This window comes from Sphingopyxis sp. BSNA05 (assembly GCF_013265645.1).
Lineage (GTDB): Bacteria > Pseudomonadota > Alphaproteobacteria > Sphingomonadales > Sphingomonadaceae > Parasphingorhabdus.
The window spans coordinates 1-19,011 of record NZ_PYIA01000071.1 but is presented as its reverse complement, the minus strand read 5'-3'; the positions used below and the strand labels follow the sequence as shown (position 1 = coordinate 19,011).

20 protein-coding genes, 1 tRNA gene and 1 pseudogene are annotated in these 19,011 nt (G+C 59.6%); 19 read left to right on the top strand and 3 right to left on the bottom strand.

Annotated features, from left to right (window positions below):
- Positions 1–34: 34 nt before the first annotated feature.
- Positions 35–1,453: an NAD(P)-dependent oxidoreductase gene (locus tag C8024_RS07795; protein WP_173203923.1), complete on the bottom strand. Its 1,419-nt coding sequence runs from the start codon at positions 1,451–1,453 to the stop codon at positions 35–37.
- A 278-nt stretch (positions 1,454–1,731) separates the two neighbouring features.
- On the opposite strand from C8024_RS07795, the gene C8024_RS07790 reads away from it, so the two are divergent.
- Positions 1,732–2,550, top strand: coding sequence for an undecaprenyl-diphosphate phosphatase (locus tag C8024_RS07790; RefSeq protein WP_254305700.1), 819 nt, complete (start codon positions 1,732–1,734; stop codon positions 2,548–2,550).
- Here C8024_RS07790 and C8024_RS07785 read toward each other — a convergent pair.
- A pseudogene (locus tag C8024_RS07785) lies at positions 2,547–3,481 on the bottom strand (complex I NDUFA9 subunit family protein). The gene C8024_RS07790 and the pseudogene C8024_RS07785 sit on opposite strands and share 4 nt — an antisense overlap.
- Before the next feature lie 246 nt (positions 3,482–3,727).
- Here C8024_RS07785 and C8024_RS07780 point away from each other — a divergent pair.
- The 9 genes from C8024_RS07780 to C8024_RS07745 all read left to right on the top strand — a co-directional run bounded on the left by C8024_RS07780 (position 3,728) and on the right by C8024_RS07745 (position 11,105).
- Positions 3,728–3,814 (top strand) — tRNA-Leu (locus C8024_RS07780).
- A gap of 132 nt (positions 3,815–3,946) precedes the next feature.
- Positions 3,947–4,462, top strand: a complete 516-nt coding sequence (locus C8024_RS07775; RefSeq protein ID WP_173203922.1) for an RNA polymerase sigma factor — start codon at positions 3,947–3,949, stop codon at positions 4,460–4,462.
- A gap of 91 nt (positions 4,463–4,553) precedes the next feature.
- Positions 4,554–5,453, top strand: coding sequence for a FecR domain-containing protein (locus C8024_RS07770; RefSeq protein ID WP_173203920.1), 900 nt, complete (start codon positions 4,554–4,556; stop codon positions 5,451–5,453).
- Positions 5,450–5,572, top strand: a complete 123-nt coding sequence (locus C8024_RS22535) for a hypothetical protein (RefSeq protein WP_302051606.1) — start codon at positions 5,450–5,452, stop codon at positions 5,570–5,572. Before C8024_RS07770 ends, C8024_RS22535 begins: the two co-directional genes overlap by 4 nt.
- A 132-nt stretch (positions 5,573–5,704) precedes the next feature.
- On the top strand, positions 5,705–7,735 hold the full coding sequence (locus tag C8024_RS07765; protein WP_173203918.1) for a TonB-dependent receptor: 2,031 nt from the start codon (positions 5,705–5,707) through the stop codon (positions 7,733–7,735).
- Positions 7,624–9,267, top strand: coding sequence for a TonB-dependent receptor (locus C8024_RS07760; protein WP_254305708.1), 1,644 nt, complete (start codon positions 7,624–7,626; stop codon positions 9,265–9,267). The genes C8024_RS07765 and C8024_RS07760 overlap by 112 nt, the downstream gene beginning before the upstream one ends.
- A gap of 29 nt (positions 9,268–9,296) precedes the next feature.
- A complete protein-coding gene (locus tag C8024_RS07755) occupies positions 9,297–9,887 on the top strand; it encodes a biliverdin-producing heme oxygenase (RefSeq protein ID WP_173203914.1) in 591 nt (196 codons plus the stop codon).
- Positions 9,871–10,323 (top strand): YbaN family protein, encoded by a 453-nt coding sequence (locus C8024_RS07750; protein WP_173203912.1) that lies wholly within the window; start codon positions 9,871–9,873, stop codon positions 10,321–10,323. The genes C8024_RS07755 and C8024_RS07750 overlap by 17 nt, the downstream gene beginning before the upstream one ends.
- An 8-nt stretch (positions 10,324–10,331) precedes the next feature.
- A complete protein-coding gene (locus C8024_RS07745; RefSeq protein ID WP_254305707.1) occupies positions 10,332–11,105 on the top strand; it encodes an energy transducer TonB in 774 nt (257 codons plus the stop codon).
- Here the strand turns inward: C8024_RS07745 and C8024_RS07740 are convergent.
- A complete protein-coding gene (locus tag C8024_RS07740) occupies positions 11,095–11,235 on the bottom strand; it encodes a hypothetical protein (protein ID WP_173203908.1) in 141 nt (46 codons plus the stop codon). The two genes, C8024_RS07745 and C8024_RS07740, sit on opposite strands and share 11 nt — an antisense overlap.
- Before the next feature lie 56 nt (positions 11,236–11,291).
- On the opposite strand from C8024_RS07740, the gene C8024_RS07735 reads away from it, so the two are divergent.
- The 9 genes from C8024_RS07735 to C8024_RS07695 all read left to right on the top strand — a co-directional run.
- Complete coding sequence (locus C8024_RS07735; protein WP_173203906.1) at positions 11,292–12,926, top strand: EAL domain-containing protein; 1,635 nt, start codon at positions 11,292–11,294, stop codon at positions 12,924–12,926.
- Complete coding sequence (locus C8024_RS07730) at positions 12,926–14,761, top strand: TonB-dependent siderophore receptor (protein WP_173203904.1); 1,836 nt, start codon at positions 12,926–12,928, stop codon at positions 14,759–14,761. The genes C8024_RS07735 and C8024_RS07730 overlap by 1 nt, the downstream gene beginning before the upstream one ends.
- Before the next feature lie 59 nt (positions 14,762–14,820).
- Positions 14,821–15,024: a hypothetical protein gene (locus C8024_RS07725; RefSeq protein ID WP_217272079.1), complete on the top strand. Its 204-nt coding sequence runs from the start codon at positions 14,821–14,823 to the stop codon at positions 15,022–15,024.
- A gap of 21 nt (positions 15,025–15,045) precedes the next feature.
- On the top strand, positions 15,046–15,564 hold the full coding sequence (locus C8024_RS07720) for a YfiR family protein (RefSeq protein ID WP_217272078.1): 519 nt from the start codon (positions 15,046–15,048) through the stop codon (positions 15,562–15,564).
- The gene (locus C8024_RS07715) at positions 15,561–17,612 is read left to right on the top strand and encodes a response regulator (RefSeq protein WP_173203899.1); all 2,052 of its coding nucleotides are present in this window, start codon (positions 15,561–15,563) and stop codon (positions 17,610–17,612) included. Before C8024_RS07720 ends, C8024_RS07715 begins: the two co-directional genes overlap by 4 nt.
- Before the next feature lie 11 nt (positions 17,613–17,623).
- Positions 17,624–17,896 carry a hypothetical protein gene (locus C8024_RS07710; RefSeq protein ID WP_217272077.1) on the top strand — a complete coding sequence of 91 codons (273 nt, stop codon included), beginning with the start codon at positions 17,624–17,626 and terminating at the stop codon, positions 17,894–17,896.
- Complete coding sequence (locus C8024_RS22530; RefSeq protein WP_302051605.1) at positions 17,896–18,438, top strand: PleD family two-component system response regulator; 543 nt, start codon at positions 17,896–17,898, stop codon at positions 18,436–18,438. The genes C8024_RS07710 and C8024_RS22530 overlap by 1 nt, the downstream gene beginning before the upstream one ends.
- Positions 18,384–18,623: a hypothetical protein gene (locus C8024_RS07700; protein WP_217272076.1), complete on the top strand. Its 240-nt coding sequence runs from the start codon at positions 18,384–18,386 to the stop codon at positions 18,621–18,623. The genes C8024_RS22530 and C8024_RS07700 overlap by 55 nt, the downstream gene beginning before the upstream one ends.
- Before the next feature lie 70 nt (positions 18,624–18,693).
- On the top strand, positions 18,694–19,011 hold a 318-nt coding region (locus C8024_RS07695), incomplete at its 3' end, for an IS5 family transposase (protein WP_173203893.1).

The window sequence follows — 19,011 nt, the reverse complement described above, 5'->3', positions numbered from 1 at the left end:
CACGCCGCCACCTTTTCCGCCAGCTTCTTCTCTTTCAAAACCGGTGCATATGCTCGGTTACATCGCGGCCGTCCCGGATGCCCCAGACGACCAGACTGGCACCGCGGACAATATCACCGGCGGCGAACACGCCTTCCAGATTGGTCATCATTGACTTGTGATCGACCCGCAAAGTGCCCCAGCGGGTGACGGAGAGGTCCGGCGAACCAAACAGGCCAGGCAGGTCTTCTGCATCAAAGCCGAGCGCCTTGATCACCAGATCGGCCTCGACGGTAAAATCGCTGTCCGGCTCTACTTCCGGCGACCGGCGGCCGCTGGCATCGGGCGCGCCAAGACGCATCCTGTTCGCCTTGACCGCTGTGACATGGTCGGTGCCCTCGACCGCTTTCGGGGCGGACAGCCAGACAAATTCGACGCCCTCTTCCTCGGCATTGCGCACTTCATTCTGCGAACCGGGCATATTGGCGCGGTCGCGGCGATAGAGGCATTTGACCGATTTCGCGCCCTGCCGGATCGAGGTGCGGACGCAATCCATCGCGGTGTCGCCGCCGCCGATGACCACGACATTCTTGCCCTTGGCATCAAAACGGCCATTGTCGAAGTCGGGAACGGTGTCGCCAAAGCTCTTGCGGTTGGAAGCGATCAGGAAATCGAGCGCTTCCTCGACGCCCGGTGCGCCAACCCCCGGCATCTGGATTTCGCGGGCCTTGTAGACGCCGGTTGCGATCAGAACCGCGTCATGCTTGTCGCGCAATTCGTCCAGCGTCGCGTCGCGACCGACTTCGAAATTCTCGTGGAAGGCGATGCCGCCATCCTTCAACCGCTGTACCCGCCGCATGATCACATGCTTTTCCAGCTTGAACCCGGGAATACCATAAGTCAGCAACCCGCCAGCGCGGTCGTGCCGGTCATAGACATGCACATCATAGCCGGCGACGCGCAGATATTCCGCAGCGGTCAGACCCGCCGGCCCGGCGCCGATGATGCCGACCGACTGGCCCTTGGGGCGACCCGGCTGCAGCGGCTCGACCCAGCCTTCTTCCCAGGCGGTGTCGGTGATATATTTTTCCACCGACCCGATGGTGACCGCGCCATGGCCGGAAAATTCGATCACGCAATTGCCCTCGCACAAGCGGTCCTGCGGACAGATGCGGCCACAGATTTCCGGCATGGTCGAGGTCAGGTTGGACATTTCATAGGCTTCGCGCAGCCGGCCCTCGGCGGTCAGTCGGAGCCAGTCGGGAATATGATTGTGCAGCGGGCAGTGGACCGAACAATATGGCACGCCGCATTGCGAGCAGCGGGCGGCCTGTTCGGCTGCCTTGTCGGGGGCATAGCGATCTGCAATCTCGCGAAAATCCTCGGCGCGCAGATCGGGGTCGCGTTTCTCGGGATAGGCCTGGCTCTCCTCGACAAATTTCAGCATTTCCAATTTCTGCGGGGCTTCAGCCATGCCAGACACTCGTTTTCTGTAAATTTTGATGGTCACGACAGCCCGGTCGCCGGGATGTTGCGCCGGAACTAGCCAAAAAACGGCAGGAGTCACGCGCAAATTGCAATATAGGACAGCTATTATGTCATAAAATAAGGGGATTGTTTTGAGTTAATGCGCAATTTTTTTCGCAATCCATAAACGGTATCGTATCGGCCCTATTTGCCTCATGGCATTTTCCTCACGACAAGGACATTTTGAAAAGCTATTGAGCGCAAAACCATATTACGGGCTGTCCAATGACCTTCATGCAAATGCTGCTCCTCGCGATTGTGCAGGGCGTTACCGAATTTCTTCCGATATCCTCTTCGGGCCATTTGATCCTGTTGCCGGTCTTCACCGGATATGCCGATCAGGGCCCGATGATCGATATTGCGGTCCATGTCGGTTCGCTGCTCGCGATTATCACCTATTTCTTCAAGGATGTCTGGTCTCTGGGCCGCGGCGGGCTGGCCACCATCGGTATCGGCCAGGCGCCGGCCGAGAAGCGCTTGTTCTGGTGGATCATTTTGGGCACCATCCCCGCCGTGATCGTCGGGCTGTTCCTCAAGACGGGCGGTTATCTCGACGGGTTCCGCAGCACCACATTGGTCGCGGTCAATCTGATCGTCTACGGCATATTGCTCGGCATCGCCGACCGTTTCGGGCGGCAGGTCAAATCCTTCGAGGATCTGACGCTCAAGGACGGCATCATTGTTGGCCTGGCGCAGGCGATGGCGCTGATCCCCGGCACCAGCCGTTCCGGCGTGACCATGACCGCAGCCCGCTTCCTGGGCTATACCAGAGTGGAGGCGGCGCGCTTTTCCTTCCTGCTGTCGATTCCGGCGGTGGCCGCGCGGCGTGCTGATCATCCCGGACCTGATGGGCGCGAGCAGCGCGTTGCTGAAAGAAGCGCTGATCACCGGCGCGCTGACCTTTCTGGCGGCGCTGGCGACCATGACCTTCCTGATGCGCTTTCTGCGCAAGGCCTCGATGATGGTCTTTGTCGTCTACCGCGTCGCGATGGGCATCGCTCTGCTAATGCTTTTCTAGTCTCGCCTTTGTCTGGCAGCGATTAGATCGCCTTGGCGCGCGCGCCGAAGCGGCCGTGCGCGGTATATTTTCCATCCAGCCGCTGGCGATGGCCGCGATCGGGGTTGGTGCCACGCCGAAAGCGTCCAGCCCCTTCGCGCCGGCAGAGACGATATTGTCCTTCTGCAGCATCTTGTACTGATCGGTGGTGATCGGGGAGCCCGGCAGCATCGCCAATATTTTCGCGGCGGCATCGGGCACATCGACAAAGGTCCGTTCGCGGCCGGTCATCCTGGCAATGCGCCGGTTGAGATCGCCCATGCTGATCACTTCCGGCCCGCCCAGCTCGAAGGTCTGGCCGGCATAGAGTTCCGGATGGCTCAAGGCTTCGGCTGCGGCATCGGCGACATCGCCGGCGAAGATCGGCTGGAATTTCGTGCTGCTGCCGATGATCGGCACGACGGGCAACATCTGGATCATCGCGGCGAAGCGATTGATGAACTGGTCTTCCTGGCCGAAGATGATCGACGGCCGGAACAGGATCGCGTCGGGAAAGGCTCTGAGAATCGCCTGTTCGCCGTCGCCCTTGCTCTTGCCATAGCGCGAGGGCGATTCGCTGTCGGCGCCGATCGCGGACATATGCAGCAACGTCCGGCATCCGGCCGCGGCCGCCGCCTCGGCGACATTGCGCGCGCCGGCGACATGGACCGCCTCGAAATTGCCGTTCAATATGCCGACTAGATTGACCACGCCGTCACAGCCGTGGACCGCACGGGCCACGCTGTCGGCTTTGTTCACATCGGCGCTGACAAATTGCGTCTGGCCGAGATTGCCGAGCGGTTTGATATGCATCGCATTCTTGATATTGCGCTCGGCAATGCGCAGCCGCGCCCCGCGCTCCAGCAGCGCCTGCGCCACATAGCGCCCGAGAAAGCCGCCGCCGCCAAATATGCAAATCAATTGTCCGTCGAGATCCATGTCCATCTTCCACTCGTGCCCTGGTTTGTTCACTTGCCTCTGCCTCAGCCGGGCGGGTGAAGCAACAGCCGATTCCCTCCCCGGCATAGCATATTTCCCGCCGCCGCGCCCCCGATCCGCACGGCCCGCGCACCGGTGACCGGCAGCAATGCGTTTTTGCCGATATGAATCATTGACAGCAGAACCACCAAGCGGCTAATCGCCCGCCTCTATCAGGTGGTATCGACATGATCACCGCCTGCATGGGCCCAGATGGCGGAATTGGTAGACGCGCATGCTTCAGGTGCATGTATTCGCAAGGATGTGGAGGTTCGAGTCCTCTTCTGGGCACCATTTGTTCATTCGCAACACGCACCAAGTAAAATCCCCACCAACCCGATGGCCGTCAACCGACCAGCGCGCCCCCCCGCCACCATCCTTATTGCAAGTCATTCGCAACTGATGTACTGGGCCTGACGGTCAGCCATGTCTATCAACGCCACCGCCTTGTCGCGTCTGTTGCTTGCAGAACGCCAGTCGCTGCTCCGGCAGCTCAGCCGGCTTGTCGGGCGGGACGGGGCCGAGGATGTGGCGCAGAAATTGTGGCTCAAGGTCCAGGCGGTGCGGGATGATCCGCCGATTCTCAACAAGCGGGCCTATTTGCGGCGGCTGGCGCATAATGTCGCGGTGGACCATATCAAGAGCGACCGGCGCAAGACGGCGGTTGCCCAGCATGCGGAGGCTTTGCTGTGGGGGCAGGATCATGAACCGGGGCCGGACCGGATCGTGGAATCGCGGGAAACGCTGCAGCGGGTGCGGGATGCGCTGGCCGGTCTTCCCGAGCCGACGCGCACAATATTGCACCTCACCCGCATGGAAGGGCTGACCCAGCGGGAAACCGCGGAGCGGGTCGGGGTGAGTTCGACCACAGTCGAAAATCACCTGCGGCGGGCGCTGCGCGAGCTTGCGCAGGTCCGGGACGGTGATCCGGCCGGCGAATAATATTCCGCCTTTCTGCTTGGGAAAAAGGCGCCGGCAGGCGTCTACTCTTATAGGGCCGCCGTAACCGGCGCCATTCGGACCAATTTGCACCATGAACATGAAGAAACAGGCCATATCACCATCTCCCTCCAGCGAGCAGAAGCCGCAGGCCGACCCCGGCGAGCGGGCGCGACACTGGATCGTCCGGCTCGCTTCGCAGGAAATGAGCCAGCGGGAACTGGAAGATCTGGAAGCATGGCTGGCAGAGCATGAAAGCCATGCCGCCGCCTTTGCCCGCGAACGCGCGCTCTGGCAGGATCTGGACATGGTTACCGAGGGACCGGCCAGCCGCCCGATGCCGGCCGCCGGGATGCGCCCGAAGCCGCTGCAAAAAGGGCCGCGCCTGTCGCGCCGCCGTCTGGTGCGCGCCCTGCCGCTGGCGCTGACCGCCAGTTTCATCGCGCTCTTCTACGGCCCGGTCTTGCTGCTGGAAATGCAGTCCGATTTCCGCACGGCTGCCGGCGAGACGCGCAGCATCGCGCTGTCCGACGGGTCGACCGTCATGCTCGACAGTGCCAGCGCCATTGCCGTGGATATGCAGGGACGGAACCGGACCATCCGCTTGCTGGAGGGCCGCGCATGGTTCGACGTCCGGCATGAATCCCGCCCGTTTCTGGTCGAGGCGATGGACGGGGTGACGCGCGATATCGGCACCGCTTTCGAGGTGATGCAGCAGAATGACAGCGTCCAGGTTTCCGTCACCGAAGGCGCGGTCGAAGTGCAGGGCCGGACGCGCGGCGCGGCGCATCTGCTGAAGGCGGGAGAACGGGCGCGCTATTCCGATAGCGGTGTCGTACCGCTGCCTCCCGACCCGTCTCGGCCATGGCGTCATGGCGCAAGGGGGAATTGCTGCTCGACCAGCAGCCTGTGGACGAGGCCATTCAGCAGATTGCCCGCTATCGCGCCGCACCGGTCTGGCTGTGGGGCGATTTTGACGATCTGCCGACGGTGAGCGGTGTGTTCCTGATTGCCCGTCCGGACGAAGCGCTGGCAACCATTGCCCGGATGCGCAGCCTGGAGCGGGTGGAATTGCCCGGCGGCGCGCTGCTGCTCCGCCGCAAGGAAAAATAATTTTCTCCGGGGCATTGGGAAAATTGCCGCGGCATCAGTCTACCTTCTGACAGTTAGTGCGATTGACTCGCATTAGCGATAACGGGACGCCTGACCAACGGTGTCTTGATGCTCTGAAGGGATTGCAAGACGATGATTTCGAAAAATGGCCGTGACAGACGGACGATCAATATTGTGCGGTATATGATGCTGGCCGGTACCGCGCTGAACTTCGTGACGCCGGTGGCGGCTGTCGCGCAGGACCAGTCCATGGCAGCAGACGATATGCGGCATGATTTCGATATCGCCGCCCAGACGCTGCGCGGCGCGCTGCGGCAGGTCATGCAACAGGGCAATATCCAGGTCGGTTTTGAAGCCAGCGAAGTCGATGGCAAGCGCTCGTCCGCCGTGTCGGGCAATATGGATGTGAACAGCGCCCTGTCCGCCCTGCTCGCAGGCACCGGCCTGACCTATCGACGTCTCACCAACGGATCGGTGGTGATCGTGCCCGCTGCGGCAGAGGATGATGGCACGGTCCAGCTTCCTACCCTCAAGGTCGAAGGTAGCGGCGGAACCGCGGGCAGCGGCGGGACTTCCGGACGCGGCAACGGCGTCGCTTCGCGGGACGCGCCCTATCGCAGCGCGGCTTCGACCGCCCATATCTCGGCCGAGCAGATCCAGCAGAACCGTGGCACCTCGCCGGGCGATTTTCTGCGCGGCGTTCCCGGCGTGCTGAATGGCGACAATCGCAACTCCGGCGCGCTGGATGTCAATATTCGCGGGATGCAGGGGATGGACCGCGTGCCGGTGGTGATTGACGGCTCGCTGCAGCAGTCGACCGTCTATCGCGGCTATTCCGGCGTCGCCGGCCGGACCTATCTCGACCCCGATCTGGTCGGCAGTATCACGATCGAAAAAGGCCCTAGTGCGGCAGCAGACGGGGTCGGCGCCACCGGCGGCGTGGTGCGGGCGAACACCCTCAGCGCCAATGATCTGGTGGCCGACGACAAGAATTTCGGAATTCGTTTCAAGGCGGGTTTGCAGGGCAATAATGTCGATATACCGGCGGTGGGGACGCTCGGTACCGGCAACGGGTCCGACGAGCGCTATGCCCGGCCTGACATGCTGGACCTGAACGGCTATAATTTCAGTATCGCCACTGCGTATCGCTCGGATGTGTTTGATCTCGTCGGGGCTGTTGCGCGCCGCAAGACCGGCAATTATTTCGGCGGCGAACACGGTGAGGTGCCCGCAGGCAGCAGCCGCTACCAGCATGGCGAGGAAGTGCTCAGCAGCTCGCAGGACAACATATCAATCTTGCTGCGCAGCGTGATCCGGCCAAACGACGATCTCGCTCTGGATCTGTCCTATATGCGCTACGAGAGTGATTTCGGCGAAATGATGCCGTCACAGATCGTCCGATTCGGTGGCGCTTTGCAAGCCCCGCTCAGCCGGACCCATGTGAACACCTATACCGGTCGTTTGCGCTGGGATCCCGCCGACAATGATCTTGTTGATCTCCATCTCGACAGCTGGGCAACGGATAATTTCACCAGCATCGAAACACTCTATCGCTTCACGCTGCCCAACGGGACGGTGCTCAACGACGATGCCGCTTTCCAGAGCCAGTCCAATCGCTGGGGCTTGCGGCTCTGGAACGATTCCCGCTTTGATACCGGGGTCGGCGCGCTCGCGCTTAGCTATGGCGGTTCCTACACACGCGAGCGCCTGAAACCGCCGCCGGGATGGGAAGATTACAAGGGCAACTCGGGCTATAGCGATTTTGTCGAACCCCGCGACGGCTGGCGTAATGAATATAGCGCTTATCTGTCTGGCGAGCTCAAACCGGCTGACTGGCTCACGCTCAATGCAGCGATGCGCTACACCAAGGTAAAGTCGCACGACAATAATCTGGTCGATGTTTCTACCGGAACGTCTGACGACCGGGACAGGGCGACCGGCTATAATAACGAGAATAACAGCGGCTTCTCGCCCATTGCCTCGGTCATTGTGGAGCCGCTGCCCGGATTGCAGTTTTCGCCCGCTATGCCGAAGCGATCCGCGCGCCGAGCCTGTTTGAATCGACGACCGGTTTCTCTTTCTATCCCGATCCGGACAACCCAGCACGCGCCGAGCGGTCGCGCAACAGCGAGATCGGACTCAACTACCAGACGGATTCGCTGATTGTCTCGGACGACGTCCTGCAGGCTCGAATCAGCTATTATTCCAACCATGTGGACGACTATCTGACACGCGGCAACAGCGATGGGCTGACGTCGGTAATCAATATCGACAGCGCCGAGTTTCAGGGTGCGGAGCTTTCGCTGCGCTACGACACGGGTGGCGTCTATGCCGAACTGGCAGGCTCCGTCCTGACTTATGAAGAGTTCTGCACCGAGGCGGGAGCATGCCGGGAAGGCGGGACCGCCAACAGCTATATTCCCTCCCATCTTCCGCCCAAGAACAGCCTCTCGGCGACGCTCGGAGCACGACTGTTCGACGAGCGGCTGCACGTCGGCGGGCGCTATACCCATATGGGGGACCGCGGCAACACGATCTATACATTTGGCGGTTCCTTAACGGTTGTCGATTGGGAGCCCTATGATGTGTTCGATCTGTTCGGGGATTTCCGGATCGATGACCGGATGAGCGTGGAATTCGGAATCGATAATATTACCGACCGCTACTATATGGACGCGCTGACACTGGGCCTGATGCCTTCACCGGGCCGTACTTTCCGGCTCGGCTTTACCGGTGCTTTCGGTGGCCCGGCCAAAGCGGAATCCGATAACCAGCGCCAGCGGGCGATGGAATCCTATCTGCTCGGCAAAACAGCGGCCGGTTCGTTCGACGGCGACTGGAGCGGCTTCTATCTCGGTGCGACCGCAGGCTATGCGGATATTTCGCGAGAAGGCACGACCACTGATGGAGCTGGCAATGCGGATGCAGTCGCCGCCACGGAAAGCGCCGATCTGAGCCATGGAGACATGCAATGGGGCGCGTTCGCGGGCTATAATTTCGATCTCGGCGGCGGCTGGATTGCCGGTGTGGAGGCCGATTTCAGCCTGATGCAGGGCAATGCGATGCGCTATGCCATTTCCGAGGAAATCCAGACCACTGCCAACGGCTTTTACGAACTCGCTGCCGATCAGGAGTCGCAGGCATCCATGGCCTATGACTCAAAATGGATGGCCACGGCGCGGGGTCGGATTGGCTATGCAACCGGCCGGGCTCTGTTCTACGGAACCGGTGGTCTCGCCTTCCTGAAGGAGAAGCAGACCCGCGGGCAATATATAGACACCTATGCCGTTAAAAACCTGTCCCAGGCCAATCCCTACGGCTATCTGACCGAGCTCTCCTTCACCGAAACAGACAGCAAGACGCGGACGGGCTGGACGCTCGGCGCCGGTGCGGAAATCGCTCTTGGCAAGAATATTTCGCTGCGTGGCGAATATAGTTACGCCCGGTTTGGGCAGAAGGACTTCCTGTTTGAAGAGGCCCGGTCCGGAGTCGGCAAGTCCTTCAGCTATAACGAGATCGTCGGATATGGCCCGCCCATCATCTACGATATCCCGGGAATCGGGATCATCGAAATCCCGAACCCGATCTACGAACAGGTTACGCAGGTCGGCACCTCCGACATCGAAAACGGCCGCCGGGCCGCCAGCAAGGCCGATGTCCACGGGCTGAAAATCGGCCTTTCCTTCCGCTTCTGACTTTATCGGAGACATTGATGATGAATGATATGACTGACACTCTCGCACCGTCTCGGGCGAAACGGCTCAAGGCCTTGACCCATGAAGTACATGACGCGCTGGACAGGTCCGTGATGGAAGCATCCAGCTTCGATGACCTGCAGGGCTATGGCCGTTTCGTGCAGATGCAATGGGCATTCCACCGTGAAATCGACGCGCTATATGACGACGCGAGGCTGCAGGCGGTTCTCCCCGGATTGCAGCACCGGCGCCGGAGAGCGCTGATTGCGGCGGATCTTGTGGATCTCGGGCTGGAGCTGCCCCAGCTCGGGGACGATCCGGCCTTTGCCGCCGGACAGGAAGCCGATCTGCCCACGGCGCTCGGGTGGCTCTATGTGGCCGAGGGTTCCAACATGGGGGCGGCGCTGCTCCGTAAACAGGCGGCCAGGATGGGGCTGTCGGACACGCATGGTGCGCGGCATCTCGCGCCAGCAGAGATCGGACCGGCAGCGCATTGGCGGGCATTTACAGCTGCATTGGACGCTGTCGCGCTGACCGATGCCGAGGAAGCGCGGGTGGTGCAGGGCGCACAATCTGCCTTTGCCCGGGTCCAGGATCTTGCCCATGCCTGTCTTGGTTGAGCGCGTTCCGGAGACAACCGACGGGCAGGAGCTGCTGAAGCGCAGCCGAACGGTACGGATGTTCTGGCTGGGAGTGGGGCTGTTGCTCCTGGGCGTGGGCTTTGTCGGCGCCTTTCTGCCGCTGCTGCCGACCGTCGATTTCCTGATCCTGGCGCTGGCCTGTTTTGCGCGGTCTTCGCCCAGGCTGGAAGCCTGGCTTCTGAACCATCCGCGCTTCGGACCGGGTTTGCGGGCCTGGCGGGAAGAGCGGGCCATATCGCGCAAGGCACGCATCACGGCATGGTGCGGCATGGCTTTCGGCTATGGCCTGTTCCTGTTCGCCGCCCGTCCGGACTGGCTGCCGGCTAGCCTGGTCGGCATTGCCGTGCTGGCCAGCGCGCTGTGGGTCGCCAGCCGCCCGTTGCCCCGCCAGATGCCGGCCAGTGGCGACGAATAGTGAAACATATGCAGCTGCTCGATAAGGCAAGGGTGACGGTACCGCCGGTCACAGCCGTTCCGCCGGCCCCGCAACGGATGGCGGAGTCCGGGCCGATATACGAACACGGGCAATATAGCAGCGCATCCGCCGTCAACCGCTCCACCGCCTTCACTCTGACCCTCGCGTTTCACGCGCTCGTGCTGGGCGGCTTTTTCATCCACCGCGGGGTTAGCCAGGTGAAGCTCGATACGCCGGCACTGGCCGTGTTTGAAATCGCGCCGCCAGCGGCTCCGCCAGAGCCGAGCAGCGAAGTTCCCCCCGGCCCGCAGCAGGTGGAGAAGGAAATGCCGGATTTCGAACCGGTCGAGGAGGATATCGAACTGCCGGTCATTCGGCTTGCCAGCGACAATCCGATATCCGTACAGCCGCAATTGCCCGATCCGGGGCCTCCGGTTGAACAGACCAGCGCGCCGGAAAATAGCCCGGTTCCACCGGCACCGCGGCCGAGCAGTGCTGAAACAAGCTGGGAAGCACGGCTTCTGGCGCATCTCGAGAAATTCCGCCGCTATCCCGCCGGAGCAAAAGCGCGCCGCGAACAGGGCGTGGCCTATATCCGGTTCCGGATGGACCGGGAGGGGCGGCTGGTCAGCGCGCAACTGTCCCGGTCCTCGGGCTCGCGGCGGCTGGACAAGGCCGCGCTGGAAACGATCCGGCGTGCGGCCCCGTTTCCAAAGCCACCGCAGGATTGGCCCGACAAGCAGCTGGAACTGACCGCGCCAGTCGAGTTTTTCATCCGGTGAAGACGAGTGCAGTGACAATGCTGCCCCGCAACCTGCCCGCCGGCGCCATTGGTTCCGCCCAGTGCGCGCGGAATTTGCGCCGGTAGATTCCCTTCCGTTTCTCGGCCTTGATCCGGCAGATCGGCAGCAAAAGCTAAACTCCCGCTAGAAACGCCCGTTAACGCAATGGGTAGGGATGATTATTGCGTGAAACATATATTTGGTCTTGGCTTGTTATCGGTCTGGAGAGAGCTCTCTTCAGCCAGCCGCGATGTCATCATCCTGTCGATAGTGGCGGTGGGCAGCTGGTTGTTGATCGTAAGCAGCGAGGCCGATAGCCGGTTTCATGACTGGGCCGTTCAACATTCAGCCCACGCCATCGATCACGTCATTCTGGCCTTCATCCTCTTCTCCCTATGTACGACCATTTTTGCCACGCGACGTTTTGCGGATCAGCGTGCGGCAAATCTTGCGCGCGATGCCGCGGAGCAGCATCTTCTCGTCAAGGTCTTCGAAGACCCGCTGACCGGGTTGCTCAATCGCATCAAGTTTCAGCGACTGGTCGAGGACAAGCTGACTGCCAATAGTGAAACCCAAGCGCAGAGCGCGGTATTCTATCTCGATCTGGACGGCTTCAAATATGTGAATGATACTTTCGGCCATAGCGTCGGTGATGTCATCCTGCAGAAGGTCACGCAGCGGCTCCATCTGGCGATGCGGGAAGTCAATCTCGACGACGCGCGGACCGAAGATGTGCTTATCTGCCGTATGGGTGGTGACGAGTTCACCATATTCCTGAATAATTTTGAATCCCCCGCACTGCCGCGGAAAATCGCGCAGAGGATTTTGCGGGCGATGGCCGAGCCGTTCGAACTGGGTTCGAAAAGCATCTCGATCAGTTGCAGCATCGGCGTGGCGATGAGCCCCGAATTCGGCTTCGATTTTACCGAATTGCTGCGGGCCGCGGACGCCGCCATGTATCATGCGAAAAATGACGGGAAGAATTGTGTCACCGTTTATTCCAAAGCGCTGGACGACGATGCGCTTCGGCTGTCCAATCTGGAACAGGGGCTGCGGACGGCTTTGGCGGACGACCAGTTCGAACTTTATTTCCAGCCGGTTTTCGATTCCCGCACGCTCAAAATCTCTTCCGCAGAAGCGCTCATTCGCTGGAACCATCCGACATCCGGGCTGATAATGCCCGATACATTCATCCCGCTCGCGGAAAAGCTGAACATCATCAATGACATTGGTGAGTGGGTGCTGATCGAGGCGATCAAGCGGATCGCGAAATGGTCAGGCGAAGGCATACCGATCAAACTTTCGATCAATGTATCGCCGAACCAGCTGCGCCAGATGGAATTTGCCGCTCTGGTTAAGGCCTCGCTGGCATATTGGAAGGCCAAGCCCGAACTGCTGGAACTCGAAGTCACCGAGAGCGCCTTCATGGAGCAGATGGAAATGGCCGCAGACCGTTTCACCCGGCTCAGCTCGATTGGCGTGTCGCTGGCCATGGACGATTTTGGTACCGGCTATTCCAATCTCGCAAAATTGACACAGCTGCCCTTCAAGCGATTGAAGCTTGACCGGTCGCTGCTGACGGGGCTGGTGGAAAGAAACGACAAGCGGACGCTGGTCCATGCGATCGTCGCTCTGGCTTCCGGACTGAACCTCCAGTCGGTGGTGGAAGGGGTCGAGACCGAAGAGCAGCTTTCCATCCTCCGGGTGATGGGTTGCGACCATGTTCAAGGCTATCTTCTCTCCAAACCCTTAAAAGAAGCGGAGTTTGTCCGTTTACTGGAACAGCAGGCGTTCGAGCCGATGCAGGCTTCGGGGCGATAATGACAATTGCGAGTATTCCTATCAAGATGATAAAACTTACCAGATCGGCTGTCGGGTCGATCGCGTTTCTCTCTCTGTCCGCAACAGCGGCGCACGCGCAGCTGGACGCGCCGGACGAGGATGACGTCGTCGAGTCCGGCCAGGATGAGTCCCTGCTCGATATGCAGCTGGAAGAACTCTTGACGCTGGAGGCGACATCGGTTGCCAAAAAGCGTCAGAAAGTAAGCGAGTCTGCTGCGGCTGTTTTCATCATCACCCAGGAAGATATCCGCCGTTCGACTGCGAGTTCCATCCCTGATCTGCTCCGTATGGTTCCCGGTTTAGAGGTCGCGACATTGCAAAATTCGGTGATCGCGGTCACCGCTCGCGGGTTCAGCGGACGGTTCGGCAATTCGGTTCTCGTTATGGTCGATGGTCGGACCATCTATACCAACAACCTGTCCGGTGTCCGCTGGGATCAGCTGATGCTGCCGCTCGATGAAATCGAACGGATCGAGGTTGTCCGTGGACCGGGTGCTGCCCTTTGGGGTAGCAATGCGGTCAATGGTGTCATCAATATCATTTCCAAACATGGCAGCGATTTGCAGGGCGGCACAGCGGATGTCCGCATCGGGCTGACAAAGCAGCAGGCCAATGGCTCCTACGGAGGCCGTTTTGACGAGAATATCAGCTATCGCATTTATGCCAACGCGACCTTTACCGATGGGTTGCGCGACGGCAATGGTGACAAGCTGGCGGGCCGATATCATGGCAGGGCGATCGGCGGGCGGATGGATTACGAGCCCAGTGGAGCGGACGCTTTCACTCTGGCTGCAGAATATTCGAAAGGTGATTTTGACATACCGGCGCTGGTTGTCAGACAGGACCTCCTGAACCCGGGTTATGATCCCGATCTTCTCGACGGCCGTTTTTCGGCATTTCATGTCCTCGGCCGGTGGACGCATGAAGTTAGCGAGGATCTGGACTGGTCGTTTCAGGCCTATTATGACCGTTCGACGCGGTTCGAATATGATGCGGATATCCAGCAGGACATGGTTGATCTCGATTTCGGCCTGCGCTGGAAAGCCAGCGACACACATGAAATCAATGTCGGACTGGCCGCCCGCTCGTCGGTCGATACGCTGGTCGCGGACGGGAGTTTCAAGCTGAGCAACGAACGGCGCAGCGACCAGTGGCTGAGCGGCTATATCCAGGACGATATCACGCTGATTCCGGACAGTTTGCGCCTGACCGTCGGGTCGAAGATCGAATTCAACAGCTTCAGCGGTACCGAACTGCAGCCGAGCGCCCGGCTATTCTATCGTCCGGCAGAAAATTTTGCCGTCTGGGCGGGCGTATCGCGAGCCGCGCGAACACCGTCCGGTTTCGAACGGGATGCGGAGCTGCGGCTGACCGTCGCACTTCCTGATACGCCCGGCAATCCGTTTTCCATACCGATCTATCCGGTTCTTTTCGGCGATCCCGACCTGAAGTCGGAACGCTCGACCTCCTATGAGGCCGGTTTCCGGGCCCAAATTGCCGATGGCTGGTCGCTGGATGTCGCCGCCTACAGAAATATCTATTCCCGGATCGTATCTTTGGGCCAAACCGGTCAGAGCCTGATTTTTCAGGAGCCGCTTACCGCCCCCGTTGGTATCGAATTGCCCGTGGCTTTCAACAACAACGGGCTGGCCAAGACCTGGGGTGCCGAGATTGCCTTGTCTGGCAGAATTGCGCCCTGGTGGAATATCGACGTCGCATATTCGCATCTGGATATGAAACCGGACAGGTTGACGGTCTTACGTCTCCCGGGACGACCATTGTCGACCCGAATCTGTCGCCGGAAAATCAGCTGAGCATCCGCAACGCTATCGACTTCGGTGACAAATTTTCCTTCGACAGCCAGTTCCGGCATGTGGGAGCTCTGGAAGGGGCGGTGCCCAGCTACAACAGCGCCGATATCCGCCTGACATACCGGCCGATCGAAACGGTCGAACTGTCGCTCATCGGTGAAAATCTGTTGCAAAAACGCCGACTGGAATATTTCCAGGAAGTTTTTCCCGCGCCCGCCGAATATGTTTCGAGAACCGCCTCGATTCAAGCCCGCGTTCGATTTTAGGGAAGCGGGGGAATGAATCTGGTGCACTGGTTTTTGAAAATGGGGATGGCTACAGCGGTGTTGGCCATGTTGATGGCGCAGCCTCTGCACGCCCAGTCGAGCCGTTCCAATGGCCTGAAGGCGGCGATTATATATAATGTGCTCCGTTTTGTCAGTTTTCCCGAGGGCAGCAACAGCGGTTCGCTGAATCTCTGCGTCGTCCGCCGTATGAGCGCGACAAGAGAAGTGGCGGCCCTGAACAGAAAACTGGTTGGCAAGCGGCCTATCGAGGTCCGCTATATTGATCCGGGTGTGTCCGATCTGTCGGGCTGCCACGTGGCCTATGTCGGATCCGGCACGCCGGCACAAATCGGCCGCATCAGACAGCGCGGCCTGTTGCTGATCGGCGACGATCATGATTTTATCCGCGCCGGCGGTGCCATCGGCCTGGTGAAATTCGGAAACCAGATCCGTTTTGAGGTGAATGCCGGTTCGGCCCGCCAGTCCGGCATAGCGATCAGCTCGAAATTGCTTCGGCTGGCTTCGAGGGTGAAGCAATGATGAAATTGTTCCATCTCTCCGCGCTCAAGCATATGCCATTCCGGTCGAAGCTGACCCTGTTCACCCTGGCAACCGCGGCCTTTGCACTGCTGATGTCTTCGGTCGGCTTGCTTGGCCTGCAATATTATTACAATCAGATCGCCGCCCAGCAGCGATATAATCAGGTTGCCGAAGTGCTTGCGGCAAATCTGAGCGCCGCGATCCTGTTCGATGACAAGATTGCCGCGAACGAGAGCCTGAGTTCCGTTCGCGGCATCAATGACCTGTTGTGGGTCGGTGCCTATGATGCGTCCGGCCGCAAAGTCGCATCCTTTGCCAACGAGGAGTCCATCGTTTCCGCTGGCGCAGACCGGTCGCGGGAAAGCGACATGGGGGAGACGCAGATCATTGCCCCCGTGATGGCAAATGGCGAAAGGGTTGGCGAATTACGCGTTGCGGCTCATCGCAAGACCCTGGGAACCATTGTTGCGGATAGTGCGCCGAGCACGATCATCATGTTCATCATCTGCATCACGCTGGCATTTTTCGTGGCGCGCTTTCTGGGGAAAATGGTGTTTCGCCCGCTCGCCAGCATGTCCCAGTCGATGGAACGCATTGGCCGGTCTGGCAATTTCTCGCTCCGTCTGGCCAGCGATGCGGATCCGGATTTCAACGTCATTGTCCGCAGCTTCAACAGGATGCTTGGCGAGATCGAAAAGCGGAACGGAGAATTGTCGCAATCTGCCGAACGGCTGGAAAAGGCAAGGGACGAGGCGGAACATGCCAATCTGGCGAAATCGCAGTTTCTGGCCAATATGAGCCATGAATTGCGGACGCCGCTAAACGCCATCATCGGTTACACCGAGGTGCTGCAGGAAGAATTGCACGCCGCGGGCATGGACAGTTCCATCGACGATATCAAATGGATCTACAGCTCTGCCCAGCAGCTTCTGGGCCTGATCAACGGCATTCTCGACCTGTCGAAGATCGAAGCCGGCGGCATGGAAATCGAATATCATGATTTCGACCTTGCCACGCTGATGGACGAAGTGGTTGCCATGCTTGAGCCGATTGCCTCAGCCAAGGGCAACAAGCTGATGATGCAGATGGACGATACGATTCAGATGCTACGGTCCGACTCCACCAAATTGCGCCAATGCCTGCTGAACCTTGGCAGCAATGCCTGCAAGTTCACCGAAAACGGGCATATTGTCATCGTCGTGCGGAAAAAGGAGGATGACATCATGTTCTCCATTTCCGACACGGGTATCGGCATGTCGCAGGAACAGATGGATCGGTTGTTCAAGCCTTTCTCCCAGGCCGATTCTACCACCACGCGGCTGTTCGGCGGGACTGGTCTCGGCTTGTCGATCACCGGTCATTTCGCCGAAATGCTGGGCGGCAGCGTCAAAGTGGAAAGTTCGCTGGGCACCGGTTCGACATTCAGCCTGCGGGTCAAGGCAAATGCCCTGCCCGACGCGCCGGGACAGGATTCCGGCGGATCAGAGGTTATGGACATGCTCGACGCGCAGGAACGGTTCCGGTCAAGTTCCCTGCCACTGGCGCTGGTCATCGAAGACGAGCCAAGCGCGCAGCGGCTCTTGTCGCGGCTGGTCGAGCAGGCGGGTTATAATGTGATGACTGCTGCGAACGGCGAAGAGGGGTTGGAGAAAGCGGACATCTATCGGCCGGATCTGATATTTCTGGATATCGACCTTCCGAAGGTAGACGGCTGGCAGGTGCTGGATGCGCTGGAAGCCGACAGCAGCTTGAGTTCCATTCCGACCATTGTGGTGAGTGTCGATGACAACCGTCGCCGGGCGCTGGAAAAAGGTGCCTGCGATCATTTCGTCAAACCGGTAAACCGGGTCGATTTTTCGGATATCCTGTCGCTTTATTCGCTGCGCCAGAAGGGCAAGGTCCTCATCGTCGATGACGACGAGGGCACCGTCCATCTGTACCAGCGCGCGATTGCGCAGATGGGTTACAGCACGCGCGCCGTTCAGAGCGGAGCTAAGGCAATGGCCATATTGGCGGATGAAAAATCGATTTTGTTGTCACCGATCTGAAGATGCCGGATGTGAGCGGTTTCGAGCTTCTGGATCATATATCGCAAATGGACAGCGAGGTCCGGCCACCCGTATTTGTCGTCACGGGCAAGCTTCTGAACGATTCTGAACGGGCAAAGCTCGAAGGCAAAGTCGCCAGAATCCTGCCCAAAAATGGCATCAGCCCGAGAAAACTGGTCGCCAGCATCGGCGCTTTTGGCGATCACGCCGATCCGGAAAAGAACGCCCGGAACAGGGACGAATCTCCCTCGATATTGACCACAGGAACTGGAAGCAGGCCTTGATGATGCAGAACAACCATCCGATCGAACCCGCTGTCGTGAAAATTCTTGTCGTCGATGACGTGGAGGCGAACCGTGCCCTTTTGTGTCGCCGGCTGGGCAAGGCAGGTTTTGTGGCCGCGGCCGTTGACAGCGGTATGGCGGCGCTCCAGTCAATCGAGGAATCCCTCCCCGATATCGTCCTGCTCGACTATATGATGCCGACGATGAACGGGGTCGAGGTCCTGAAACAGTTGCGGGACCGCGATGCGACCAAGTCGCTGCCGGTGATCATGGTCACCGCCCGCACGGAAGGCGAGGCAGTGGTCGAGGCCCTGTCCGCAGGTGCCGACGATTATGTAACCAAGCCGATCGATTTTGAAGTGCTCTGCGCGCGCATGGAATCGCAACTGAGCAAAAACAGGACGCGGTGGAAATCCGGCGCACCAACAATGTTCTGGACGAACGCGTCATCATTCGCAGCATGGCGCTGGCCGACATCCAGAACGAGTTGCAGGACGAGATTGCCCGACGGCGCAGGCTGGAAGAGAAGCTGGCCGCTCTGACCGAGGGCGGATTGCAGGTGGCGGACAAGAATGGTTCTACCGATCTGGCTGGGGATCTCACCGAAATCGATGGTCTGGTTGCAAGCATCTTCCAGGTTGCTTCCGAAGGCGGCCAGGTCAATCTGGCAATGCTGCTGAATCTGAAGGAAAAAGTCGCCGGGGCGCGCCGGAAGGCCGGCGCCTAGGTTGTGTACTCATAAAGGGGATTCCCATAGCGCCATAGATATGATTCACTGTCTTTAGAGGAGGTGTATCATGGCACGATTTGATTTGAGTGATGCGGAATGGTCGATTATCGTTCCGCTATTGCCCAACAAGCCGCGCGGCGTGGCGCGGGTGGATGACCGGCGGGTACTAAACGGTATTTTTTACATTTTGCGCACGGGCTCGCCCTGGCGGGACCTTCCGGCACGCTATGGCCCGTACACGACGGTCTACAATCGCTTCAACCGATGGGCGAAGGCTGGTGTTTGGATTAATATATTCAATGCCTTGGCAGCAGGTTCGCCAGAATCCATGGCATTTATCGACAGTTCCATCATTCGCGCTCACCAGCATTCCAGCGGTGGTAAA

What these genes read in the sequence shown, in the direction of transcription:
- C8024_RS07745 (WP_254305707.1), top strand. Translation starts at nt 10,332, where the DNA reads ATGCAGCTGCTCGATAAGGCAAGGGTGACGGTACCGCCGGTCACAGCC.
- C8024_RS07775 (WP_173203922.1), top strand. Translation starts at nt 3,947, where the DNA reads ATGTCTATCAACGCCACCGCCTTGTCGCGTCTGTTGCTTGCAGAACGC.
- C8024_RS07730 (WP_173203904.1), top strand. Translation starts at nt 12,926, where the DNA reads ATGACAATTGCGAGTATTCCTATCAAGATGATAAAACTTACCAGATCG.
- C8024_RS07750 (WP_173203912.1), top strand. Translation starts at nt 9,871, where the DNA reads ATGCCTGTCTTGGTTGAGCGCGTTCCGGAGACAACCGACGGGCAGGAG.
- C8024_RS07715 (WP_173203899.1), top strand. Translation starts at nt 15,561, where the DNA reads ATGATGAAATTGTTCCATCTCTCCGCGCTCAAGCATATGCCATTCCGG.
- C8024_RS07795 (WP_173203923.1), bottom strand. Translation starts at nt 1,453, where the DNA reads ATGGCTGAAGCCCCGCAGAAATTGGAAATGCTGAAATTTGTCGAGGAG.
- C8024_RS07765 (WP_173203918.1), top strand. Translation starts at nt 5,705, where the DNA reads ATGATTTCGAAAAATGGCCGTGACAGACGGACGATCAATATTGTGCGG.
- C8024_RS07790 (WP_254305700.1), top strand. Translation starts at nt 1,732, where the DNA reads ATGACCTTCATGCAAATGCTGCTCCTCGCGATTGTGCAGGGCGTTACC.
- C8024_RS07770 (WP_173203920.1), top strand. Translation starts at nt 4,554, where the DNA reads ATGAACATGAAGAAACAGGCCATATCACCATCTCCCTCCAGCGAGCAG.
- C8024_RS22530 (WP_302051605.1), top strand. Translation starts at nt 17,896, where the DNA reads ATGATGCAGAACAACCATCCGATCGAACCCGCTGTCGTGAAAATTCTT.
- C8024_RS07755 (WP_173203914.1), top strand. Translation starts at nt 9,297, where the DNA reads ATGACTGACACTCTCGCACCGTCTCGGGCGAAACGGCTCAAGGCCTTG.